The organism is Frateuria edaphi, assembly GCF_021117405.1.
GTDB classification, from domain to species: Bacteria; Pseudomonadota; Gammaproteobacteria; order Xanthomonadales; family Rhodanobacteraceae; genus Frateuria_A; species Frateuria_A edaphi.
The window spans coordinates 2585715-2604186 of sequence record NZ_CP088251.1 but is presented as its reverse complement, the minus strand read 5'-3'; the positions used below and the strand labels follow the sequence as shown (position 1 = coordinate 2604186).

Below are 18472 nucleotides of genomic sequence, written 5' to 3'. Positions count from 1 at the left end.
AAAGGCGGAAGGTCCGGCACGTAACGCTGCCCGTGCAGTGGCGTAGCGCGAGCAGTGGCCGGCAGTGGCAGGTGACCGCCCAGGTGCAACGGCGGGCGCCGGCCCCGGGACCAGCTCGATGTCGCTCCTGGCGCCTGCTGCTGCCGCGCAAGGGCGGCCGCTGGCAGCGCGAAGGCAAGCTTGCATGGGCCGGGGCCTGAGCGGCGCGCTACCGATCGCCCGGCGCGGGCCAGCGGCGCATCGCCTCCGGCGCCACGCCCACGCGACGGCACGAGCGGCTGACCACGCCGCTCTCCTTCAGGGCGGCGCGGAAGGCCGGGGCCATCGACCACAACAACCGTGCGGCGACGCGGGCCTGCTGGCGCTGCCGGGGCGTATGGCGCAGCAGTTCGCTGGCCCATGCGGGCAGCAGCGCGATGCCGGCGTTGAGGAACACGTCGCGCGAAAGGCCGGCGAGCGGGACGGGCAGGCGCACGTCGGCGAGGATACGCAGGACCTCGCGCGAGCGATCGGTATAGGCCAGTTGCGGCCGGATGCCGGCGAAGTAGTCGTTCGCCTCGCCCTCCGACGCCGGCACGTTGCGCGCGCCGAGCGCTTCGGCAACGCGCCGCACTTCGTCGTAGTAGCGGTCGGCGATCGCGCGGGGAACGGCGCGGTGGGCAAAGCGGCGATAGCCGGCAAGGAAGCTGTGCGCTTCGGTGACATGCACCCACGTGAGCAGGGCCGGATCGTCGGCCGAGTACGGTGTGCCGTCCTCGCTCGTACCTCGCACGAAACCGTGGATGTGGCGCACGCGCTCGATCAGCCCTTGCGCAGCCGCCCGCGGCGCGTAGGTGGTGGCGCCAACGAAGGTGGTGGTGCGGCGCAGGCGGCCGACCAGGTCGCCGCGGAAGTTGGAGTGGTCCCACACGCCTGCCAGCGCCAGCGGATGCAGGGTCTGCATCATCAACGCGGCCAGGCCGCCGGCGAGCATGCCGGGGAAGTCGGCGTGGATGCGCCAGGTCACGCTGTCCGGGCCGAACAGCCCGGGATCGCCACGCGGGTGGTCATAGTCCAGCGAGCCGCCGGGATCGCGCGGGAAGGCGCCCACTACCCAGCGGCGAATCGGTTCGTGCGTGGCGCGGCGAAGCAGGTGCAGTGGCGAAGCCATGGGCGCAAGTATAGGGATGCGCCCTTCATGGAGGCCTTCGGTCGGTCTTGTCCGACTGGCGAAGGCTTCGCTTCGGCTTCAGCCTTCCGCGTTGGCGACCGCTGCGGCGTGCGCCTGGCTGGCGGCCGCCACGGCGGTCGGCGTCGGCAGGACCAGCATTGCGCTCATCACGGCCAGGCAAAGCAGCATGCAGGCGGCAAAGAAGCTCTGCAGCAGGATGGTTTCGAATTTCATGGTGGTTCTCCGCGTGGTTGAAGGGAAGCTTTCGCGGATTGGATGGCACGAGGCGTGCCAACGTTTAAAAGCACGGCGCCATGCGGTTTTCCAGGCACCGAGCCCGCGCGCAATGGCCGTCCGCGGACACCGGCTTCCGCGTCCGGACACACTCGCGGACGGACACGAACGCCTTTCCCGTGCGCTGCCGGTCCGTGACGGCACGGTCGCGCCGGGCGAGCTAGCGTGGAGCCATCGCCACCGAGGTCGGCAGCGCGAGAGGTGCCCGATACGATGTTCCGCGTAGGCCTGATTTCCGATACCCATGGCCTGCTGCGCCCCGCAGCGATGGATTTCCTGCGCGGGTGCCAGCGCATCATCCACGCAGGGGACATTGGCGGCGTCGCGCTCATGGAAGCGTTGTCGGCAGTGGCGCCGGTCACCGCCGTGCGCGGCAACAACGACCGCGGCGAGGCATTCGCCGACCTGCCTCAAACGGCGACGATCGAATTGGGTGGCGTGCGGGTGCACGTTCTGCATGACCTCAAGGAACTGGCCATCGATCCGCGCGCGCAGGGCGTGCACGTGGTGGTCTCGGGTCACTCGCACAAACCGCTGGTCGAGGAACGCGAAGGCGTGCTCTACGTCAATCCCGGCAGCGCCGGGCGACGGCGGTTCAGGCTACCGATCAGCGTGGGCGAGCTGCTCATCGACGGGCGCGAAGTGATGCCGCGGATCGTGGAAATGGACGGCTAGCCGGTTGGTGCCGGATATCCCAGCGGTGCGAAAGAACTTTCGACCCACACGAACGAGTCATGCCGTCCCTTGCTTCACCCCTCCTTGCGCGTACTCGCGCATGATGCCGGCACGCTGCACAAGACATCGGCGAGGCGTTTTCGCAGCGACCTCAGGGCCACACACGAGGCATGTCCTCGCGCTCGCATCCATATCGCCGCGCATTTTTCAGGTGTCGTCCCGCGCAGTTCGTTTGTCGTAACACCGGCCCCGCGCCAGCGTCCTCCCAGCGGACCCCATGCCCCATGACCACCACGCAGACAGATGCCTCCGCCGCCCGGCCCGGCAACCTCCAGAGCCTGCTTCCCGCGCTGGAGGAGCTCTACACCGACATCCACGCGCATCCCGAACTGTCGATGCAGGAAACCCGCACCGCCGCGTTGGCGGCCGACCATCTGCGGGCCGCCGGCTACGAGGTGACTACCGGTGTCGGAAAGACAGGGGTGGTCGGCCTGTTGCGCAACGGCGAGGGCCCGACGGTGATGCTGCGCGCCGACATGGACGCGTTGCCTGTGAAGGAGGCGACCGGCGCGCCGTACGCGAGCACGGTCGAAGCCGTCGACCGCGAAGGCCACAGCGTGCCGGTCATGCATGCCTGCGGCCACGACATGCACGTCACCTGGCTGGTCGGTGCCGCCACGCTGATGGCGCAGACTCGCGCGCAATGGCAGGGCACGCTGATGGCGGTGTTCCAGCCGGGAGAGGAAACCGCCGAAGGCGCGCGCGCAATGATCGACGACGGATTGTTCCAGCGCTTCCCCAGGCCGGACGTGGTGCTCGGGCAACACGTCATGGTCGGTACGGCAGGCGCGGTGGCGGGTCGCACCGGTGTCATCACCTCGGCCGCCGACAGCCTGGAAATCCGCCTGTTCGGCCGTGGCGCCCACGGGTCGATGCCGCAGGCGAGCATCGACCCGGTGGTAATGGCGGCAGCGACCGTGCTGCGCCTGCAGACCATCGTCTCGCGCGAACTGGCGCCGACCGAGGCGGCGGTGATCACGGTCGGCTCGCTGCAGGCCGGCACCAAGGAAAACGTCATTCCCGATGAGGCCGTCATCAAGCTCAACGTGCGCACATTCGACGAAGGCGTCCGCAAGCGCGTGCTCGATGCCATCACGCGCATTGCCAACGCCGAGGCGGCCGCATCCGGTGCGCCCAGGCCGCCGCAAATCACCCCGCTGGACCGCTACGCGCTGGTGAACAACGATGCGGCGGCGGCGGCGCGCGTGGTCGAGGCGTTCCGCGCGTTCTTCCCGCCGGAACGGCTACGGCGGACCGGCCCGACCTCGGCCAGCGAGGATTTCGGCTCGTTCGGTGCCGAGTGGCACGTGCCATCGGTGTTCTGGTTCGTTGGCGGCACCGATGCGGAAACCTACGCGAAAGCGAAGGCCGACAACCGCCTGAACGAGATCCCGACCAACCACAACCCGCGCTTCCTGCCGGTCATCCATCCCACCCTGGAAACGGGCGTGGAAACGCTGGTGGTGGCTGCGCGCGCGTGGCTGTCGCCCGCCACCTGAGCCACGGGCAGCCGGAGCAATTGTCCGATGATGCACATCCTGGTGCTGATGCTGGACCTGGGCGGCACCTTCGTGTTCGCCATCAGTGGGGCGATGGTCGCGGTCAGATGCCGGCTGGATGTGTTCGGCGTGCTGGTGTTGTCGTTTGCTGCCGGCAATGCCGGCGGCATCACGCGCGACCTGCTGATCGGCGCGATACCGCCGGCGGCCATCGACGACTGGCGCTACGTCGCGGTGTCCGCGCTGGCCGGCACGATTACCTTCCTGTGGTATCCGGTCACCCGCCGCTACAGCCGCGACGTGTTGTGGCTCGATGCGGTGGGGCTGGCGTTCTTCGCGGTCGCCGGTGCCGAGAAGGCACTCGTCCACGGCGTCCATCCGCTGATGGCGGCCCTGCTCGGCATGCTCACCGGCATCGGCGGCGGCATGTTGCGCGATGTCCTCGTGTCCGGCATTCCCACCGTCCTGCGCACGGACCTCTACGCGCTGGCCGCGCTCGCCGGCGCGGCCGTGGTGGTCGGTGGGCATCTGCTGCAGATTGCGCCAACCGCGGCGGCAGTGGCCGGCGGAGCCGTGTGCCTGGCGCTGCGCTTCATGGCGATCCGCTACGGCTGGCGCCTGCCGTCCGCACGCTCGGAGCAAGTCACGACACCGAACGAGCGCGATCGCGACCACGCTCGCTGATCGGCGGGACGGGCTCAGCCGATCGCGGGGTGGCCGTCGGGCACGGACTGGCTCGCACGGCGCCAGTCGCGCAGGCCGATGGCGGCCAGCACCACGAAGCCGGCATACAGCACGGCGGTGATCAGCAGGTCCTTGTAGACGTATTCGCCCACGTAGATCACGTCGACCACGATCCACAGCCACCATGCGGCGAGGTGGCGGCGGCCCTGCCACCACTGCGCGACCAGGCTGAAGGCGGTAAGCGCGGCATCCAGCCAGGGCAGGGCGGCGTCGGTCCAGCGGTGCATGGCGTAGCCGAGCGCGAGCGCGCCGGCGATGCCGAGCATCAGGTGCACGACGAACTGGCCTGGCGGGAGCACCGCGATCTGGACGCGACCGTCGCCGCCCAGGTGCTTGAGCCAGCGCATCCAGCCGTACACGATCAGCACGGCGAATGCGCCCTGCAGCAGGGCGTCGGAGTAGAGCTTCGCGTCGATGAAGATCCAGCTGTAGACCATCACCGAGGCGAAGCCCACCGGCCAGCACCACGGGCGACGCCGGGCGGTGAGCCATACCGCCCACGCGCTCAGCGCCGCGCCGATGAGTTCGACCGCGTCCATCAGAAGGCGAACGTCGCGGACAGCCGCGCGAGGCGGGGCGCGCCCGGGAACAGGTAGCTGTCGCCGTAGGCGCTGCCGGTGTCACGCCAGTAGAAGCGGTTGAATACATTGTCGATCGACAGGCGCAGGGTGAGCGCATGGCCGTCCAGCGTCGTGGCGTAGCGCACGCCGGCGTCGAAGACGTTGTAGGCGGGAACGCGCACGCGACCGTCCGGGGTGGCGACGTTGGGCGAGGCGTAGCGCCAGCCGCCGAGCAGGCTCAGCTGTGGTGCGAACGGCAGGCGGTAGTCGGCGTACACGGCGGCGCGCACCTGCGGCACGTTGGCGACCTGGTGGCCTTCGTAGGAGGGCGTGCCGGTGTCCCGGGCGCGGGCGCGGATGAAGCTGGCGCTGGCGGTGACTTCGAGGTTGTCGCTGGCGTGGCCGTGGGCACCCAGCTCCAGCCCCGTATGCACCTGTTCGCCTTGCTGCACGAAGGTGAAGCCGTAGGCGGAATCGTCCGGCTGCGCGAACTGGTAGGGCTGGCGGATGCCGAACGCGGCCGCGCTGACGTCGAGCGTGCTGCTCACCGCGTACTTGACGCCCGCTTCGAGCTGGCGCGACAGGCGCGGCGCCAGCATCTGGCCGTCGTTGCTGGTCCAGTACGGCGCCTCCTGGCCGAGCGAAAGGCCTTCGCTGTAGCTGAGGTAGGTGGTGAGTGCTTCGCCCGGCTGCCACAGCACGGCCGCTTGCGGCAACGCCTTGCTCAGGCGGGTATCGCGTTCGGGCAGGCCGTCGCCGTCGTACGCGCGCTCGTGCAGGCGTACGAAGCGGCCGCCGGCGATGAGCTGCCACTGCTCGCCCAGGTGCAGGCGATCGAGGGCGAACAGCGAGCGCTGCCAGCTGGTGAGCCGGCGCGCGGATGGGCCGGGCTGGTTGGGCGAGGGCGCAAAGTAGGGCGGGTCCACGTCATCGATGTTGGCGGTGCCGACGTAGTCGTAGACATCGGCGCGCTGGTCGTTGAGGCGGCGGAACGCACTCGCACCCAGCGTGAGCTGGTGGCTGACCGAGCCGGTGGCGAGGTGGCCTTCCAGCGTCGCGCGAGCCTCGTCGTCGATGCGCGTGTCATCCGGGCTGCGGTAGTCGTAGACGTCGTAGTCGCCGTTGGGCGCGAAGAAGTTGCCGGGCGCGCCGCTGGCGCAGGCGGGCGAGTAGAAGCAGCCGTAGGCGAACGCCACGTTGTCGTCGATCACGCTCCGGCTGTGTCCGGCGGCCAGGCGCAGGCGCCAGTCGTCGTTGAAGGCGTAGCCGAAGCGCGCGCTGGTGTTGGCCGCATGGATGCTCACCGGCTGCTGCCACGGTTCGAAGCCCAGCATGCGGGTGGCGTCGGCACGTTCCGGGAGCGTGTCGCCGCCCAGCAACTGGTAGCCGGAGACCGAGCGTTGCGCGCTGGCCTGGTAGTCGCTGTCCAGCTCCAGCGTGGCGTCGGGGGTGAGGTGCCAGTCGGCCGCCAGGGCGTAGAAATTGCGCCGGCCGTCGGCGTGATGCACGTAGGAGTGGACGTCTTCCCAGGCCAGGTTGGCGCGCACCCCGAAGGTCGGCGAGAGCCAGCCGCCGAGATCCAGCGCGCCGTAGCGTGAGCCGTGCGAATCGGTGCCCAGCGTCACCTCGCGCACGTTCGCCGGGCGCTTGCTGACGAAGTTCACCACGCCGCCCGGTTCCATCACGCCCGCCTGCAATCCGGCCAGGCCCTTGAGCACTTCCACACGCTGCTTGTCCTCCAGCGCGACCGGCTGTTCGCCGGCGATCGTGAGGTTGTTGAAGCGCAGGCCGGTGGCCAGGTCCAGCGGATAACCGCGGATGGCGATGTCCTGGTAGTAGCCGACCGGGGCGTAGTTGTCGCCCAGCGACGCGTCCTCTCGCGCCAGTTCGCTCAGCGTGCGGATGTGGCGATCGTCGATCTGCTTGCGCGTGACCACGGTGACGGCCGCGGGAGTGTCCTGCAGCGAGGCGTTGCCGTACGCGTCGATGGCGGTGCCGTGGCGGTCGTCATGCGTCAGGCCTTCCACGCGCACGGGCGCGAGTTCCTTGGCCTGGGTGGCGTCGGGCAGATCGGCGGCGTGCGTGGCCGGAGCCAGCGCAGTGATCAGTGCGAGCAGCAGGGGCGTGCGGGGAAAGGTCATCGTCGGCTCGTCGGCAAGGGAAAGGACGAAGCGACGGCGAGGCGCACGCCCGGACGGACGCGCGACTGCTTATCAAGCTCCCTACGCCGGTACAAACCGGATCAGGTTCCAAGGGACTCTCTCAGCCCGGCGTTTTGCCGGGCACCCCCGCTTCAAGACCGCTATTGAAACATGGAATGGACGTCCAACCCAAACTGTTCGCGCTGAGCGCAGGCCGCAGGCCGGCGTCGCAAGGACACGCGCGCCTGCGTGGCCTGTCGACTTCGCCTGCTGGCGCGAGCAATGGCCGCGCAACCGTCTCGGCGGATCAGGCGAGCGCGCGGATGGCATCCAGCAGCGCGCGTCCGGGCGGGGTGGCGAACCACGCCGCATGCCTGCGAAAGAACGTGTGGTACGCCACGTCGGCGTTGGCCGGCGAGCGCGTGATCGCGCTGAAGTACTCCACTTCCGACAGCGCGAAGTCCACGTGCACCAGTGGCAGCAGGTCGGCCAGCAGATGGATGTCCGCGGCGGACAGCGGCCGCTGTTCGCGGTAGCCGGCGATCAATGCAAGCGCGGTGTCGGGATAGGCCGCATCGCCACGGTCGAGCGCCAGCCAGGCGATCGCGTTGCGTTCGATCGCCGTGGCCAGGTCGAACAGCGCGAACGTGCGCGCCGCCAACCCGAAATCGAGCACGGCGGTGATGGACGCCTGCGAGCCCGCATCGCTCCAGCACAGATTGGAAACGTGCCAGTCGCCGTGCGTCCACAGCGCGGGCTGCGCCGCCAGGCGTGGCTGCACCTGCGCATGGAAAGGGCCAAGCGTCTGCTCGAACTCCGTGCGCCAGTCGCGTTGCGCCAGGTACGCGGCCAGCCCTGGCCGTACCGGCAACTGCGCGGCCAGCGTGTCGAGCGGATGGGCCGATGCGATCAGCTCGCTGCGGGCAACCAGCAGGTGCGTGTGGCGTTGTTCGGCCGGGTAGCCTTCCGCCGCTACATGCAGCCTTGCCAGCATGGCGCCGGCGGTCCGCGCGTGCCCCAGATCGAGCAGTGGCGACCACGAGGTGGTTTCGCGGTAGAGATCCAGGCCTTCGGCGGCCGTGTGCACCTCGTACGTCCATTCGCCACGCGCGACGGCAGAGTTTCCAGCCGCATCGGCAAACACCGCCGGTACGGGCAGGCCGGCCGCCCGCAGCCGGGCCATGTAGGCGTGCTCCTCGGCCAGCGTGGCCGGTGTGCGGACACTGCGATGGTGACGTTTGACGAACACCATGCGCCCGGCGACATCGACCAGCGCGGCGGCCGAAAGCGGGCGGGGGCTGCACCACCGGATCACGCCGGCAGAGCCGATCGATGGATAGCGCGCGAGGAGCGCGGTCACCTCCGCCGGGGCGATGGGGGGCCAGTCGGGCGGGACATCGTCGGCGGCCAGGCCGTGGACGCGGTGGTCGGTGTCGTTCATCCGGGCATTATCGCGTCGGGAGCCGGAACCACAGCAGCATCCCGCTTCCGGCATGCTAGGCGCCCTTTCCCACCGGCCTGCTCGATGAGTGCCTTGCTGCTGCTGTTCACCTGCCTGGTGCTGGGCGCACTGGTGGCGCGCCTGGCGCGGCCGCCGGCCGGCCTTGCGGCGGGGCTCAACTGGTGGGTGATCAACGTGGCGCTGCCGGCGCTGGTGCTGGAGCTGATTCCGAAGCTGCGTTTCGATCCGCAGCTGTGGTTCCCGATCGTCGCGATGTGGCTGACCTTCGGTGGGGCCTGGCTGCTGTTCGGGTTGCTCGGGCCGCGGCTGGGCTGGTCGCGCGGGCGCACCGGGGCGCTGATCCTGGTCTGCGGGCTGGGCAACACCTCGTTCATGGGCTACCCGCTCATGCAGGCGCTGTACGGCCAGCCGGGGCTGACGCTCGCCGTCGTGGCCGACCAGCTCGGTGCGTTTCCGGTGCTCGCCTCGATGGGTATCGTGGTGGCCTGCCTGTACGCCGGACGTACGCCGGAGCCGACGATGATCGTGCGACGTATCGCGACGTTCCCGGCATTCGTCGCATTGCTGGTCGGCATCGCCGTTGCCGTGTTCGGCGGCTGGCCGCCTGTCGTGGAGGGCGTGTTCGCGCCGCTGGGCGCGACGCTTACCCCGCTTGCGCTGTTCTCGGTCGGACTGCAGTTCCGCTTCCATCCGGGCGAGCGCCAGCTTGCTGCGGCGGGCCTTGGCCTGGGCTGGAAACTCTTGCTGGCGCCGCTGGCGTGCTGGCTGCTCGGTATGGCCACCGGCGTGGGCGGACTGGTGCTGACCGTGGGCGTGCTGCAGGCGGCGATGGCGCCGATGGTTTCGGCCACGATCCTGGCCGACGAATACGGGCTGGATCCGCCGCTGGCCAATACCATCCTGGGCGCGGGCATCGTGTTGTCGTTGCTGACGGTGCCGCTGGGAAGCGCGTTGCTGGGATGATGCGCGCGCCTCACTGCAGCGCGGGATAATGAGGCCATGAACGACACGCAGAACAATCCGCCGGCCGTGCGGGCCGACGTGTGGCTGTGGGCCGCGCGGTTCTTCAGGACGCGCAGCCTCGCCAAGCAGGCGATCGACGGCGGCAAGGTCGACGTCAACGGCAGCGGCTGCAAGCCGGCGAAGGCCTTGCACGTGGGCGACCGTTTGCACATCGGCCGCGGCGAGGAGCGGCTCGAGGTGGTGGTGCTGGCTTTGTCCGAACAGCGCGGCCCGGCACCGGTGGCGCAGGCGTTGTATCGCGAGACCGCGGAAAGCCTCGTCGCGCGCGAGGCGGCGCAGGCGCAGCGCAAGCTGGGAGCCGCCGGCCTGCTGCGTCCGCCGACACGGCCGGACAAGCAGGCCCGGCGGCAGATCATGCGGTTCAAGGACGAGCAGTCGTAGGGCAGGGATCGCTTATAAGGCGCGCGCGTTCTGCTTCTCCCCCTTCACGGAGGCACTGGGATGGGCGTCCGCTCAGCCCACCGCCTTCAGCCGGTACAGCGCCTCCAACGCCTCGCGCGGCGACATCGCATCCGGATCGAGCGCCTTCAGCGCTTCTTCCACCGCGGAAGGTTGTGCCGCGAACAGCCCGAGCTGGGGCGAGGCCGTGGGTGCGGGCGTCGGTGTGGCGGCGTGCCCATGCATCCCTCGCTCGAGTTCGGCCAGCGTGCGCCTGGCATCGGCGATCACGCTCTTGGGCAACCCGGCGAGCGCCGCCACCTGCAGGCCGAAGCTGCGGTTGGCCGGGCCTTCCTTGACCGCGTGCATGAACACCAGTTGCTCGCCGTACTCGACCGCGTCCAGGTGTACGTTGGCGATGGACGGATACTCGCCGGCCAGTTCGGTCAACTCGAAATAGTGCGTCGCGAAAAGCGTGAAAGCGCGGCTGGCGACAGCCAGGTGCACCGCGGCGGCGCGCGCCAGCGCCAGGCCGTCGTAGGTGCTGGTGCCGCGGCCGACCTCGTCCATCAGCACCAGGCTGTGCTCGGTGGCGTTGTGCAGGATGTTGGCCGTTTCGCTCATCTCCACCATGAAGGTGGACTGCCCGCGCGAGAGATCGTCGCCGGCGCCGATGCGGGTAAAGATGCGATCGACCGGACCGATGCACGCGCGCGATGCGGGCACGTAGCTGCCGATGTGGGCGAGCAGCACGATCAACGCGTTCTGGCGCATGTAGGTGCTCTTGCCGCCCATGTTCGGGCCGGTGATCACCAGCATGCGGCGCGCGTCGGTGAGGTCCAGGTCGTTCGGCTCGAACGGCTCGTCGCGCACCTTCTCCACGACCGGATGACGGCCGCGCTCGATGCAGATGCCGGGCGCGTCGGTGAGGTCGGGCGCGCGCCAGTCGAGTGCGTCGGCGCGTTCGGCGAAGTCGGCCAGCACGTCCAGTTCGGCGATGGCGGCCGCAGCGTCCTTGAGCGGGGCGAGGTGTTCGATCAGCGTGGCGAGCAGATTTTCGTAGAGCGCGCGTTCGCGCATCAGCGAGCGCTCGCGCGCCGAGAGCACCTTGTCCTCGAACGCCTTCAGCTCTTCGGTGATGTAGCGCTCGGCGTTCTTGGTGGTCTGCCGGCGGGTGTAGTGCGTGGGCGCCTTGTCCGCCTGCGCGCGGGTGATCTCGATGTAGTAGCCGTGCACGCGGTTGTAGCCGACCTTGAGCGTGCTGATGCCACTGGCGGCCTTCTCGCGTTCCTCCAGTTCGACCAGGAACTGGTCGGCGTTGGTGGACAGGCGGCGCAGTTCATCGAGCTCGGCGTCGTAGCCTTGGGCGATCACGCCGCCGTCGCGCTGCAGCACCGGCGGCTGCGCGACGATCGCGCGCTGCAGAAGCGCGGCCGTTTCGGCATGGTCGCCGATGCGCGCGACCAAGGTGTGCAGCAGCGGGCTGTCCAGTGCGGCCAGGCGTTCGCGCAAGACCGGCGCCGCGGCGAGGCCGTCGCGTAGCGTGGAGAGATCGCGCGGACGCGCCGAGCACAGCGCCACGCGGGCCAGGATGCGCTCCAGGTCGCCGATGCCGCGCAGTTGCTCGCGCAATGGCTCGCAGGCGCGCGCCTCGATCAGCGTGGCGATCGCCTGATGCCGAAGGCGCAACACGTCGCGCGAGCGCAGCGGGCGGTTGAGCCAGCGGCGCAGCAGTCGCGCGCCCATCGGCGTCACCGTCTCGTCCAGCACGCCAAGCAGGGTGTACTCGACGCGCCCGCTCGGATGGGTATCCAGCTCCAGATTGCGCCGGGTCGCCGCATCCAGCGCGATGGTCTCGCCGGCGTTTTCCACCGCCATGCCGGTGAGGTGCGGCAGCGCGCTCTTCTGGGTTTCCTCGACGTAGCCGAGCAGGCAACCGGCCGCGGCGATCGCCAATGGCAATCCGTCGACACCGAAGCCGGAGAGATCGCGCGTGCCGAAGAAGCGGTTGAGCTCGCGGCGCGCGGCGTCGACGTCGTAATGCCACGGCGGACGCTTGCGCAGGCCGGGCAGGGCGGTGACCAGCTTCGGCCAGCCGCCGTCCTCGCCGACCAGCGTTTCGGCCGGCTGCAGGCGCGCGAGCTCGGCGGCGAGCGCCTCGGCGCTGGGCACTTCGCTCAGCAGGAAGCGACCCGAACTAAGGTCCACCCACGCCAGCCCGAAGGCGCCTTGCGCGCCGGCGTGGATCGACAGCAGCAGGTTGTCGCGCCGCTCTTCCAGCAGCGCCGAGTCGGTCACCGTGCCGGGCGTGACGATGCGCACCACCTTGCGCTCGACAGGGCCCTTGGAGGTCGCCGGGTCGCCGATCTGCTCGCAGATCGCCACCGACTCGCCGAGTTTCACCAGTCGCGCCAGGTAGTTTTCCGCCGCGTGGTAGGGCACGCCGGCCATCGGGATCGGCGCCCCGGCCGACTGCCCGCGCTGGGTCAGCGTGATGTCGAGCAGCCGCGCCGCCTTGCGGGCGTCGTCGTAGAACAGCTCATAGAAATCGCCCATGCGGAAGAACAGCAGCACGTCCGGGTGCTCGGCCTTGTGTGCCAGGTACTGGCGCATGAAGGGGGTATGCGAGGCGGAATCGTTGAGGTTCATGCAGGGAGTTTGGTCAGGCGGTCGCCGGCGGCGGTGATCGCGCCGGGAGGCTTCGGAGTGTACACGGCGTCGCCCTTGGCCCGGCGGCATGGGAAGCGCGAACGGCCGCACTACCCGTGGGAGCGTTCCGTGCGCGCGGCCGGCTGCGCGTATTCAAGAGGCCCCGCCAGGAGGCATCGCTTGCCGCCGCCTCGCCCCAGCGGGTAGAAGGGGCCTTTGCACCACCGGGAAGCCCACCGTGCCCCTGTCCTCCTCACCCACCGATGCCGAGCTGTCTGCCCTGGCAGCCCAGGTCGCCATGGAAGTCCAGCAGCACAAGCTCATGCTGGTCACCGCCGAGTCCTGCACCGGCGGCTGGATCGCCAAGACGCTGACCGACCAGCCGGGCAGTTCGGCCTGGTTCGATGCCGGCGTCGTGGTGTACAGCTACGAAGCCAAGGAGGCGCTGCTGGGCGTCAATCCGCGCACGCTCGAACACGCCGGCGCGGTGAGCGAGGAAACCGTGCTCGAAATGGTTTCCGGCGCCATGGCGCGCTACGGCGCGGGCGTCGCGGTGGCGGTCACCGGCATCGCCGGGCCCTCGGGCGGCACGGCGGACAAGCCGGTCGGGACGGTCTGGATCGGCTGGAAACGCCGAGGCGGCTACGCCCACGCGCAGCTGTTCCATTTCGATGGCGATCGTGAGGCGATCCGCCGTCAAAGCGTGGCCGCCGCGCTCAACGGCGTGCGGAAAGCGCTGACGGGCTGAAGCGCCCTGCGCCGGCGGCGGGCCTTGACGGCTGTGGGATAATCAACGCCTTCGCAGACTTATCGCAGCCCGTGAGATTCGGACCGGGCATCATCCCCTCATTCCTAGCCACACCACCCGGGATTCCCACGATGGACGACAACAAGCGCAAAGCGCTGGCCTCCGCCCTTGGCCAGATCGAGAAGCAGTTCGGCAAGGGTGCCGTGATGCGCCTGGGCGACCGGAGCAACGAAGCCATCGACACGGTTTCGACCGGCTCGCTCGGCCTGGACATCGCGCTGGGCATCGGCGGCCTGCCGCGCGGCCGCGTGGTCGAGATCTACGGCCCGGAATCCTCCGGCAAGACCACGCTGACCCTGCAGGCCATCGCCAACTGCCAGAAGAGCGGCGGCACCGCTGCCTTCGTCGATGCCGAGCACGCACTCGACCCGACCTATGCCGAGAAGCTTGGCGTCAACGTGGCCGATCTGCTGATCAGCCAGCCGGATACCGGCGAGCAGGCGCTTGAGATCGCCGACATGCTGGTGCGCTCGGGCGCGGTGGACATGGTGGTGGTCGACTCGGTGGCGGCGCTCACCCCGAAGGCTGAAATCGAGGGCGAGATGGGTGATTCCCACGTCGGCCTGCACGCGCGCCTGATGAGCCAGGCGCTGCGCAAGCTCACCGCCAATATCAAGAAGACCAACTGCCTGGTGATCTTCATCAACCAGATCCGCATGAAGATCGGCGTGATGTTCGGCAGCCCCGAGACCACCACCGGCGGCAACGCGCTGAAGTTCTACGCTTCGGTGCGCCTGGACATCCGTCGCATCGGCGCGGTCAAGAAGGGTGACGAGGTGATCGGTTCGGAGACCCGCGTCAAGGTGGTCAAGAACAAGGTCGCGCCGCCGTTCCGCCAGGCCGAGTTCGAGATCCTCTACGGCGAGGGCACCTCGCGCGAGGGCGAGATCATCGAACTGGGCGTCAAGGAAAACCTGATCGACAAGTCGGGCGCCTGGTACAGCTACAACGGGGACCGCATCGGCCAGGGCAAGGAGAACGTGCGCCAGTTCCTGCGCGACAACCCCGCCATCGCCGACGACATCGACCAGCAATTGCGCGCGCGCCTGCTGGTCAGTGGCGGCAAGGCCGCGCCGGCCTCCGAAGAGGCGCTCGAAGAAGCGTGAGTCGTGCTCTTTCCTGATCGACGCTGCCCCTGCCTCGGCCATCGGCCGGGGCAGCGGGTTTGGGAGGGAGCCAGTCCTGCCGCTTTCGATGCGCATCGCGCGCCATGAGGCGTCGCACGGATAACCCCGACAAGCCCAAACGCACCGCCTACGACAAGGCGCTCGGCTTGCTCGCCCGCCGCGAGCACTCGCGGCGCGAACTGAAGACCAAGCTGCGCCAGAGCGGTTATGATGGCGACGAAGCCACGGCGGCCGTCGACCGCCTTGGCGAACAGCAATACCAGGACGATGACCGCTTTGCCGAGATCCTGGTGCGCAGTCGCGCGGGCCAGGGTTACGGGCCCCAGCGCATCCGCGCCGAGCTCAAGACCCACGCCGTGCCCGATGTGCGCATCCGCGAATTGCTGGATGCGGCGGACGTCGATTGGGAAGCCTCGGCCGTGGACCAGCTGCGCCGCCGCTATGGCGGCAAGGGCCCGGTGGACCATGCCGAACGCGCACGGCGCGCGCAGTTCCTCTTGCGTCGCGGCTTTGCCGCCGCCACAGTACGACGTGCTACCCACGCCGAAGTGGACGACGCTGCCGACGAAATCGACTGATTTCGCGGCGGTGGCCGCCGGCGTGGCCTTTTTTGTCTAGCCGCCCGCCGCCCATGAAAACCGCCGAAATCCGTTCGACCTTCCTCGAATTCTTCCGCGCCAAGGACCACGCCATCGTGCCGTCCAGTTCGCTGGTGCCAGCCAGCGATCCGACGCTGTTGTTCACCAACTCGGGGATGGTGCAGTTCAAGAACGTGTTCCTGGGCAGCGAAAAGCTGCCGTATGCGCGTGCGGCCGATGTGCAGCGCTGCCTGCGTGCAGGCGGCAAGCACAACGACCTGGACCAGGTCGGTTACACCGCGCGCCACCACACCTTCTTCGAGATGCTTGGCAACTGGTCGTTCGGCGACTACTTCAAGCGCGACGCCATCGCCTACGCATGGGAACTGCTCACGGTCGTGTTCAAGCTGCCCGCGGAGCGGCTGTGGGTGACGGTCTACCAAACCGATGACGAGGCGTACGACATCTGGAACCAGCAGATGGGTGTGCCGGCCGAGCGCATCGTGCGCATCGGCGACAACAAGGGCGCGCCGTTCGCCTCGGACAACTTCTGGCAGATGGCCGACACCGGGCCCTGCGGTCCCTGCACCGAGATCTTCTACGACCACGGCCCCGGCGTGGCGGGCGGTCCCCCGGGCTCGCCCGACGAGGACGGCGACCGCTACATCGAGATCTGGAACCTGGTGTTCATGCAGTTCGATCGCGCGCCGGACGGAACGCTCTCGCCGCTGCCGGCCCCGTGCGTGGACACCGGCATGGGCCTGGAGCGCCTGGCCGCCGTGTTGCAGCACGTGCATTCCAATTACGAGATCGACCTGTTCGAACACCTCATTCGCGTGGCGGGCGAACTGACCGGCACAAAGGATCTGGGGAACAAGTCCCTGCGCGTGATCGCCGACCATATCCGCGCCTGCTCGTTCCTGATCGTCGACGGCGTGCTGCCGTCCAATGAAGGCCGCGGTTACGTGTTGCGCCGGATCATCCGTCGCGCCTTGCGCCATGGCTGGATGCTCGGTGTGCGTGGGGACTTCTTCTGGAAGATGGTCGCGCCGCTGGTCGAGGAGATGGGCGCGGCCTATCCGGAGCTGGCCGCCAGGCAGGCCTTCGTCGAGGACGCCCTGCGCACCGAGGAACAGCGTTTCGGCGAGACGCTCGAGCACGGCATGCGCGTGTTCGACGAGGTCGCGAAAAAGGCCGGCAACACCATTCCCGGGGCCGATGCCTTCCGCCTCTACGACACCTACGGCTTCCCCGTCGATCTGACCGGCGACATCGCGCGCGAGCGTGGCCTTTCCGTCGACATGACCGGTTTCGAGCAGGCCATGAACGAGCAGCGCGAGCGCGCCCGCGCGGCCGGCCGCTTCGAAGCCAAGGGCCAGATGCCGGCGGAACTCGCCAGCCGTCTCGCGCCGACGGTGTTCCTGGGCTACGACGCGCTCGTGGCCACCGGCTGCAAGGTGGTGGGCATCGTGCGCGACGGCAGGCAGGTCGATGCGCTGGACGATGGCGAAAATGCCCTGGTGATCCTCGAGCGCACGCCGTTCTACGCCGAGTCCGGCGGCCAGGTGGGCGACACCGGCGTGCTCAGCCGCGCCGATGGCCGCTTCGAGGTCAGCGACACGCTCAAGATGGGTGGCGTGTTCTTCGGCCACGCAGGTCGCTGGCACGGCGTGGCGCTGCGCACGGGCGATACGCTGGACGCCCACGTCGATACCGGCCGCCGACAGGCCACCGTGTTGAACCACTCGGCCACGCACCTGTTGCACGCGGCGCTGCGCCAGGTGCTTGGGGAGCACGTCACGCAGAAGGGTTCGCTGGTGGCGCCCGAGCGCCTGCGCTTTGATTTCTCGCACTTCAAGCCGGTCAGCCGCGACGAGCTTGCCGCGGTCGAGGCCCTGGTCAACGCCGAGGTGCGCCGCAACGCGCCGGCGGAAGTCCATCAGATGGCCTACGACGAGGCGATTGCCTTCGGCGCCATGGCGCTGTTCGGCGAAAAGTACGGCGACGAAGTTCGCGTGCTGAAGATGGGTGATTTCTCCACCGAGCTTTGCGGCGGCACGCACGTGAACCGCACCGGCGACATCGGGCTGTTCAAGATTGTCAGCGAAGCCGGCGTGGCCTCGGGCGTGCGGCGCATCGAGGCGGTGACCGGTGACGGCGCGCTGGCCTACGTTGCCGACGAGGAGCGTCGCCTGGGCGAACTCTCGCACCTGCTTTCGGGCAGCGGCGATGACGTCGTCGAGAAGCTGCGGCAGCTGTTCGACCGCCAGAAGAAGCTCGAGCGCGAGCTCGAATCGCTGCGCAGCAAGGCAGCCGGCAACGCCACTGCCGACCTCGCCGGCCAGGCGCTCGAAGTGGGCGGCATCAAGGTAGTCGTGGCGCGCCTGGAGGGCTTCGATGCGAAGTCCCTGCGCGACAGCGTCGATCAGCTCAAACAGCAACTGGTCGATTGCGTGGTCCTGCTGGCTGGTGCGGCCGACGGTCGCGTGTCACTGGTGGCCGGTGTGCATGGTGCGGCGCTCGGTCGCATCAAGGCAGGCGACGTCGTGTCGCACGTCGCCAGGCAGATCGAAGGCAAGGGCGGCGGCCGTCCGGACATGGCCCAGGGCGGTGGCCTGGACACCGCCCAGTTGCCGGCTCTGCTGGCCTCTTTGCCGGACTGGATCGGCCAACAGATGTAGGCCTTCAGGCCTTTGTGAATCGGGGATTTATCGCCCTCGAAATGCGTTGCGCACGGCGCTCGCGCTCGGCTAGTATCGGTTGACTGTCGGCGGCATGGACCCACGATGTCGCCGCGAGGCAAGGGCATTCATGGCGAATGTCTTGGCTGTAAGCCGGGGAAGGCGGTAGGGCCTTCGACGGACTTTCGTCGAACTGACTGACGGGGAGCTCAGGGGTGAAGCTCCAGCGGCAGCAGGCCTGTGACCAAACAGCGTAATGGAGTAACACAACATGTTGATTCTGACCCGCAGGGTCGGTGAAACCCTGATGATCGGTGACGAGGTGACCGTTACCGTTCTCGGCGTGAAGGGCAATCAGGTGCGGATCGGCATCAATGCGCCCAAGAACGTGGCGGTGCATCGCGAAGAGATCTATCAGCGGATCAAGGGCGAGCACGAGTCCGGTGGCGGCGCGTCCGGCGAAGCCGGCGAGCACTGATCACCAACGCTTTACCTCGGCGGCGTCGGCCGGTATCCTTGCCGGCTCCGCGAAAGCGCGGAACATACCCGGAGAGATGCCCGAGAGGCCGAAGGGGCTCCCCTGCTAAGGGAGTATAGGGTCAAAAGCCTTATCGAGGGTTCGAATCCCTCTCTCTCCGCCAGA

At 68.7% G+C, this 18472-nt stretch carries 16 protein-coding genes, 1 tRNA gene and 1 riboswitch; of the genes, 11 read left to right on the top strand and 6 right to left on the bottom strand.

What is annotated here, in order from left to right; genetic code table 11:
• Window positions 1–208 precede the first annotated feature (208 nt).
• Complete coding sequence (locus tag LQ772_RS12115) at window positions 209–1150, bottom strand: oxygenase MpaB family protein (protein ID WP_231321124.1); 942 nt, start codon at window positions 1148–1150, stop codon at window positions 209–211.
• A 78-nt stretch (window positions 1151–1228) separates the two neighbouring features.
• Window positions 1229–1384, bottom strand: coding sequence for a hypothetical protein (locus LQ772_RS12110; protein ID WP_231321123.1), 156 nt, complete (start codon window positions 1382–1384; stop codon window positions 1229–1231).
• A 273-nt stretch (window positions 1385–1657) separates the two neighbouring features.
• Here LQ772_RS12110 and LQ772_RS12105 point away from each other — a divergent pair, with 273 nt between their 5' ends.
• From LQ772_RS12105 to LQ772_RS12095, 3 genes are all read left to right on the top strand, one after another.
• A complete protein-coding gene (locus tag LQ772_RS12105) occupies window positions 1658–2119 on the top strand; it encodes a metallophosphoesterase family protein (RefSeq protein WP_231321122.1) in 462 nt (153 codons plus the stop codon).
• 284 nt (window positions 2120–2403) lie between these two features.
• Window positions 2404–3678, top strand: coding sequence for a M20 family metallopeptidase (locus tag LQ772_RS12100; protein ID WP_231321121.1), 1275 nt, complete (start codon window positions 2404–2406; stop codon window positions 3676–3678).
• Between the two features lie 30 nt (window positions 3679–3708).
• Entirely contained in the window at window positions 3709–4362 is a 654-nt protein-coding gene (locus LQ772_RS12095) for a trimeric intracellular cation channel family protein (protein ID WP_231326030.1), read from the top strand.
• Between the two features lie 14 nt (window positions 4363–4376).
• Here LQ772_RS12095 and pnuC read toward each other — a convergent pair whose 3' ends face one another.
• From pnuC to LQ772_RS12080, 3 genes are all read right to left on the bottom strand, one after another.
• Window positions 4377–4961: a nicotinamide riboside transporter PnuC gene (gene pnuC, locus LQ772_RS12090; protein WP_231321120.1), complete on the bottom strand. Its 585-nt coding sequence runs from the start codon at window positions 4959–4961 to the stop codon at window positions 4377–4379.
• Window positions 4961–7123: a TonB-dependent siderophore receptor gene (locus tag LQ772_RS12085; RefSeq protein WP_231321119.1), complete on the bottom strand. Its 2163-nt coding sequence runs from the start codon at window positions 7121–7123 to the stop codon at window positions 4961–4963. The genes pnuC and LQ772_RS12085 overlap by 1 nt, the downstream gene beginning before the upstream one ends.
• Window positions 7124–7184: 61 nt before the next feature.
• Window positions 7185–7282, bottom strand: a riboswitch (TPP riboswitch).
• Window positions 7283–7430: 148 nt separating this feature from the next.
• Window positions 7431–8564, bottom strand: coding sequence for a phosphotransferase enzyme family protein (locus tag LQ772_RS12080; RefSeq protein WP_231321118.1), 1134 nt, complete (start codon window positions 8562–8564; stop codon window positions 7431–7433).
• An 84-nt stretch (window positions 8565–8648) separates the two neighbouring features.
• Between LQ772_RS12080 and LQ772_RS12075 the strand changes: the two genes are divergently transcribed.
• A complete protein-coding gene (locus LQ772_RS12075) occupies window positions 8649–9548 on the top strand; it encodes an AEC family transporter (protein ID WP_231321117.1) in 900 nt (299 codons plus the stop codon).
• A gap of 36 nt (window positions 9549–9584) precedes the next feature.
• The gene (locus LQ772_RS12070) at window positions 9585–9989 is read left to right on the top strand and encodes an RNA-binding S4 domain-containing protein (protein ID WP_231321116.1); all 405 of its coding nucleotides are present in this window, start codon (window positions 9585–9587) and stop codon (window positions 9987–9989) included.
• A 72-nt stretch (window positions 9990–10061) separates the two neighbouring features.
• Here the strand turns inward: LQ772_RS12070 and mutS are convergent, their stop codons facing one another.
• On the bottom strand, window positions 10062–12635 hold the full coding sequence (mutS, locus tag LQ772_RS12065) for a DNA mismatch repair protein MutS (protein ID WP_231321114.1): 2574 nt from the start codon (window positions 12633–12635) through the stop codon (window positions 10062–10064).
• A 298-nt stretch (window positions 12636–12933) separates the two neighbouring features.
• Between mutS and LQ772_RS12060 the strand changes: the two genes are divergently transcribed.
• From LQ772_RS12060 to LQ772_RS12035, 6 genes are all read left to right on the top strand, one after another.
• Window positions 12934–13383: a CinA family protein gene (locus LQ772_RS12060; protein ID WP_425600845.1), complete on the top strand. Its 450-nt coding sequence runs from the start codon at window positions 12934–12936 to the stop codon at window positions 13381–13383.
• 131 nt (window positions 13384–13514) lie between these two features.
• Window positions 13515–14549, top strand: coding sequence for a recombinase RecA (gene recA, locus LQ772_RS12055; RefSeq protein ID WP_231321110.1), 1035 nt, complete (start codon window positions 13515–13517; stop codon window positions 14547–14549).
• Between the two features lie 104 nt (window positions 14550–14653).
• Window positions 14654–15148 carry a regulatory protein RecX gene (locus tag LQ772_RS12050; RefSeq protein WP_231321108.1) on the top strand — a complete coding sequence of 165 codons (495 nt, stop codon included), beginning with the start codon at window positions 14654–14656 and terminating at the stop codon, window positions 15146–15148.
• Between the two features lie 53 nt (window positions 15149–15201).
• Window positions 15202–17829: an alanine--tRNA ligase gene (gene alaS, locus LQ772_RS12045; protein WP_231321106.1), complete on the top strand. Its 2628-nt coding sequence runs from the start codon at window positions 15202–15204 to the stop codon at window positions 17827–17829.
• 271 nt (window positions 17830–18100) lie between these two features.
• Complete coding sequence (gene csrA / locus LQ772_RS12040) at window positions 18101–18307, top strand: carbon storage regulator CsrA (RefSeq protein WP_231321105.1); 207 nt, start codon at window positions 18101–18103, stop codon at window positions 18305–18307.
• 70 nt (window positions 18308–18377) lie between these two features.
• A tRNA-Ser gene (locus LQ772_RS12035) sits at window positions 18378–18470 on the top strand.
• The last annotated feature ends 2 nt before the right edge of the window (window positions 18471–18472 follow it).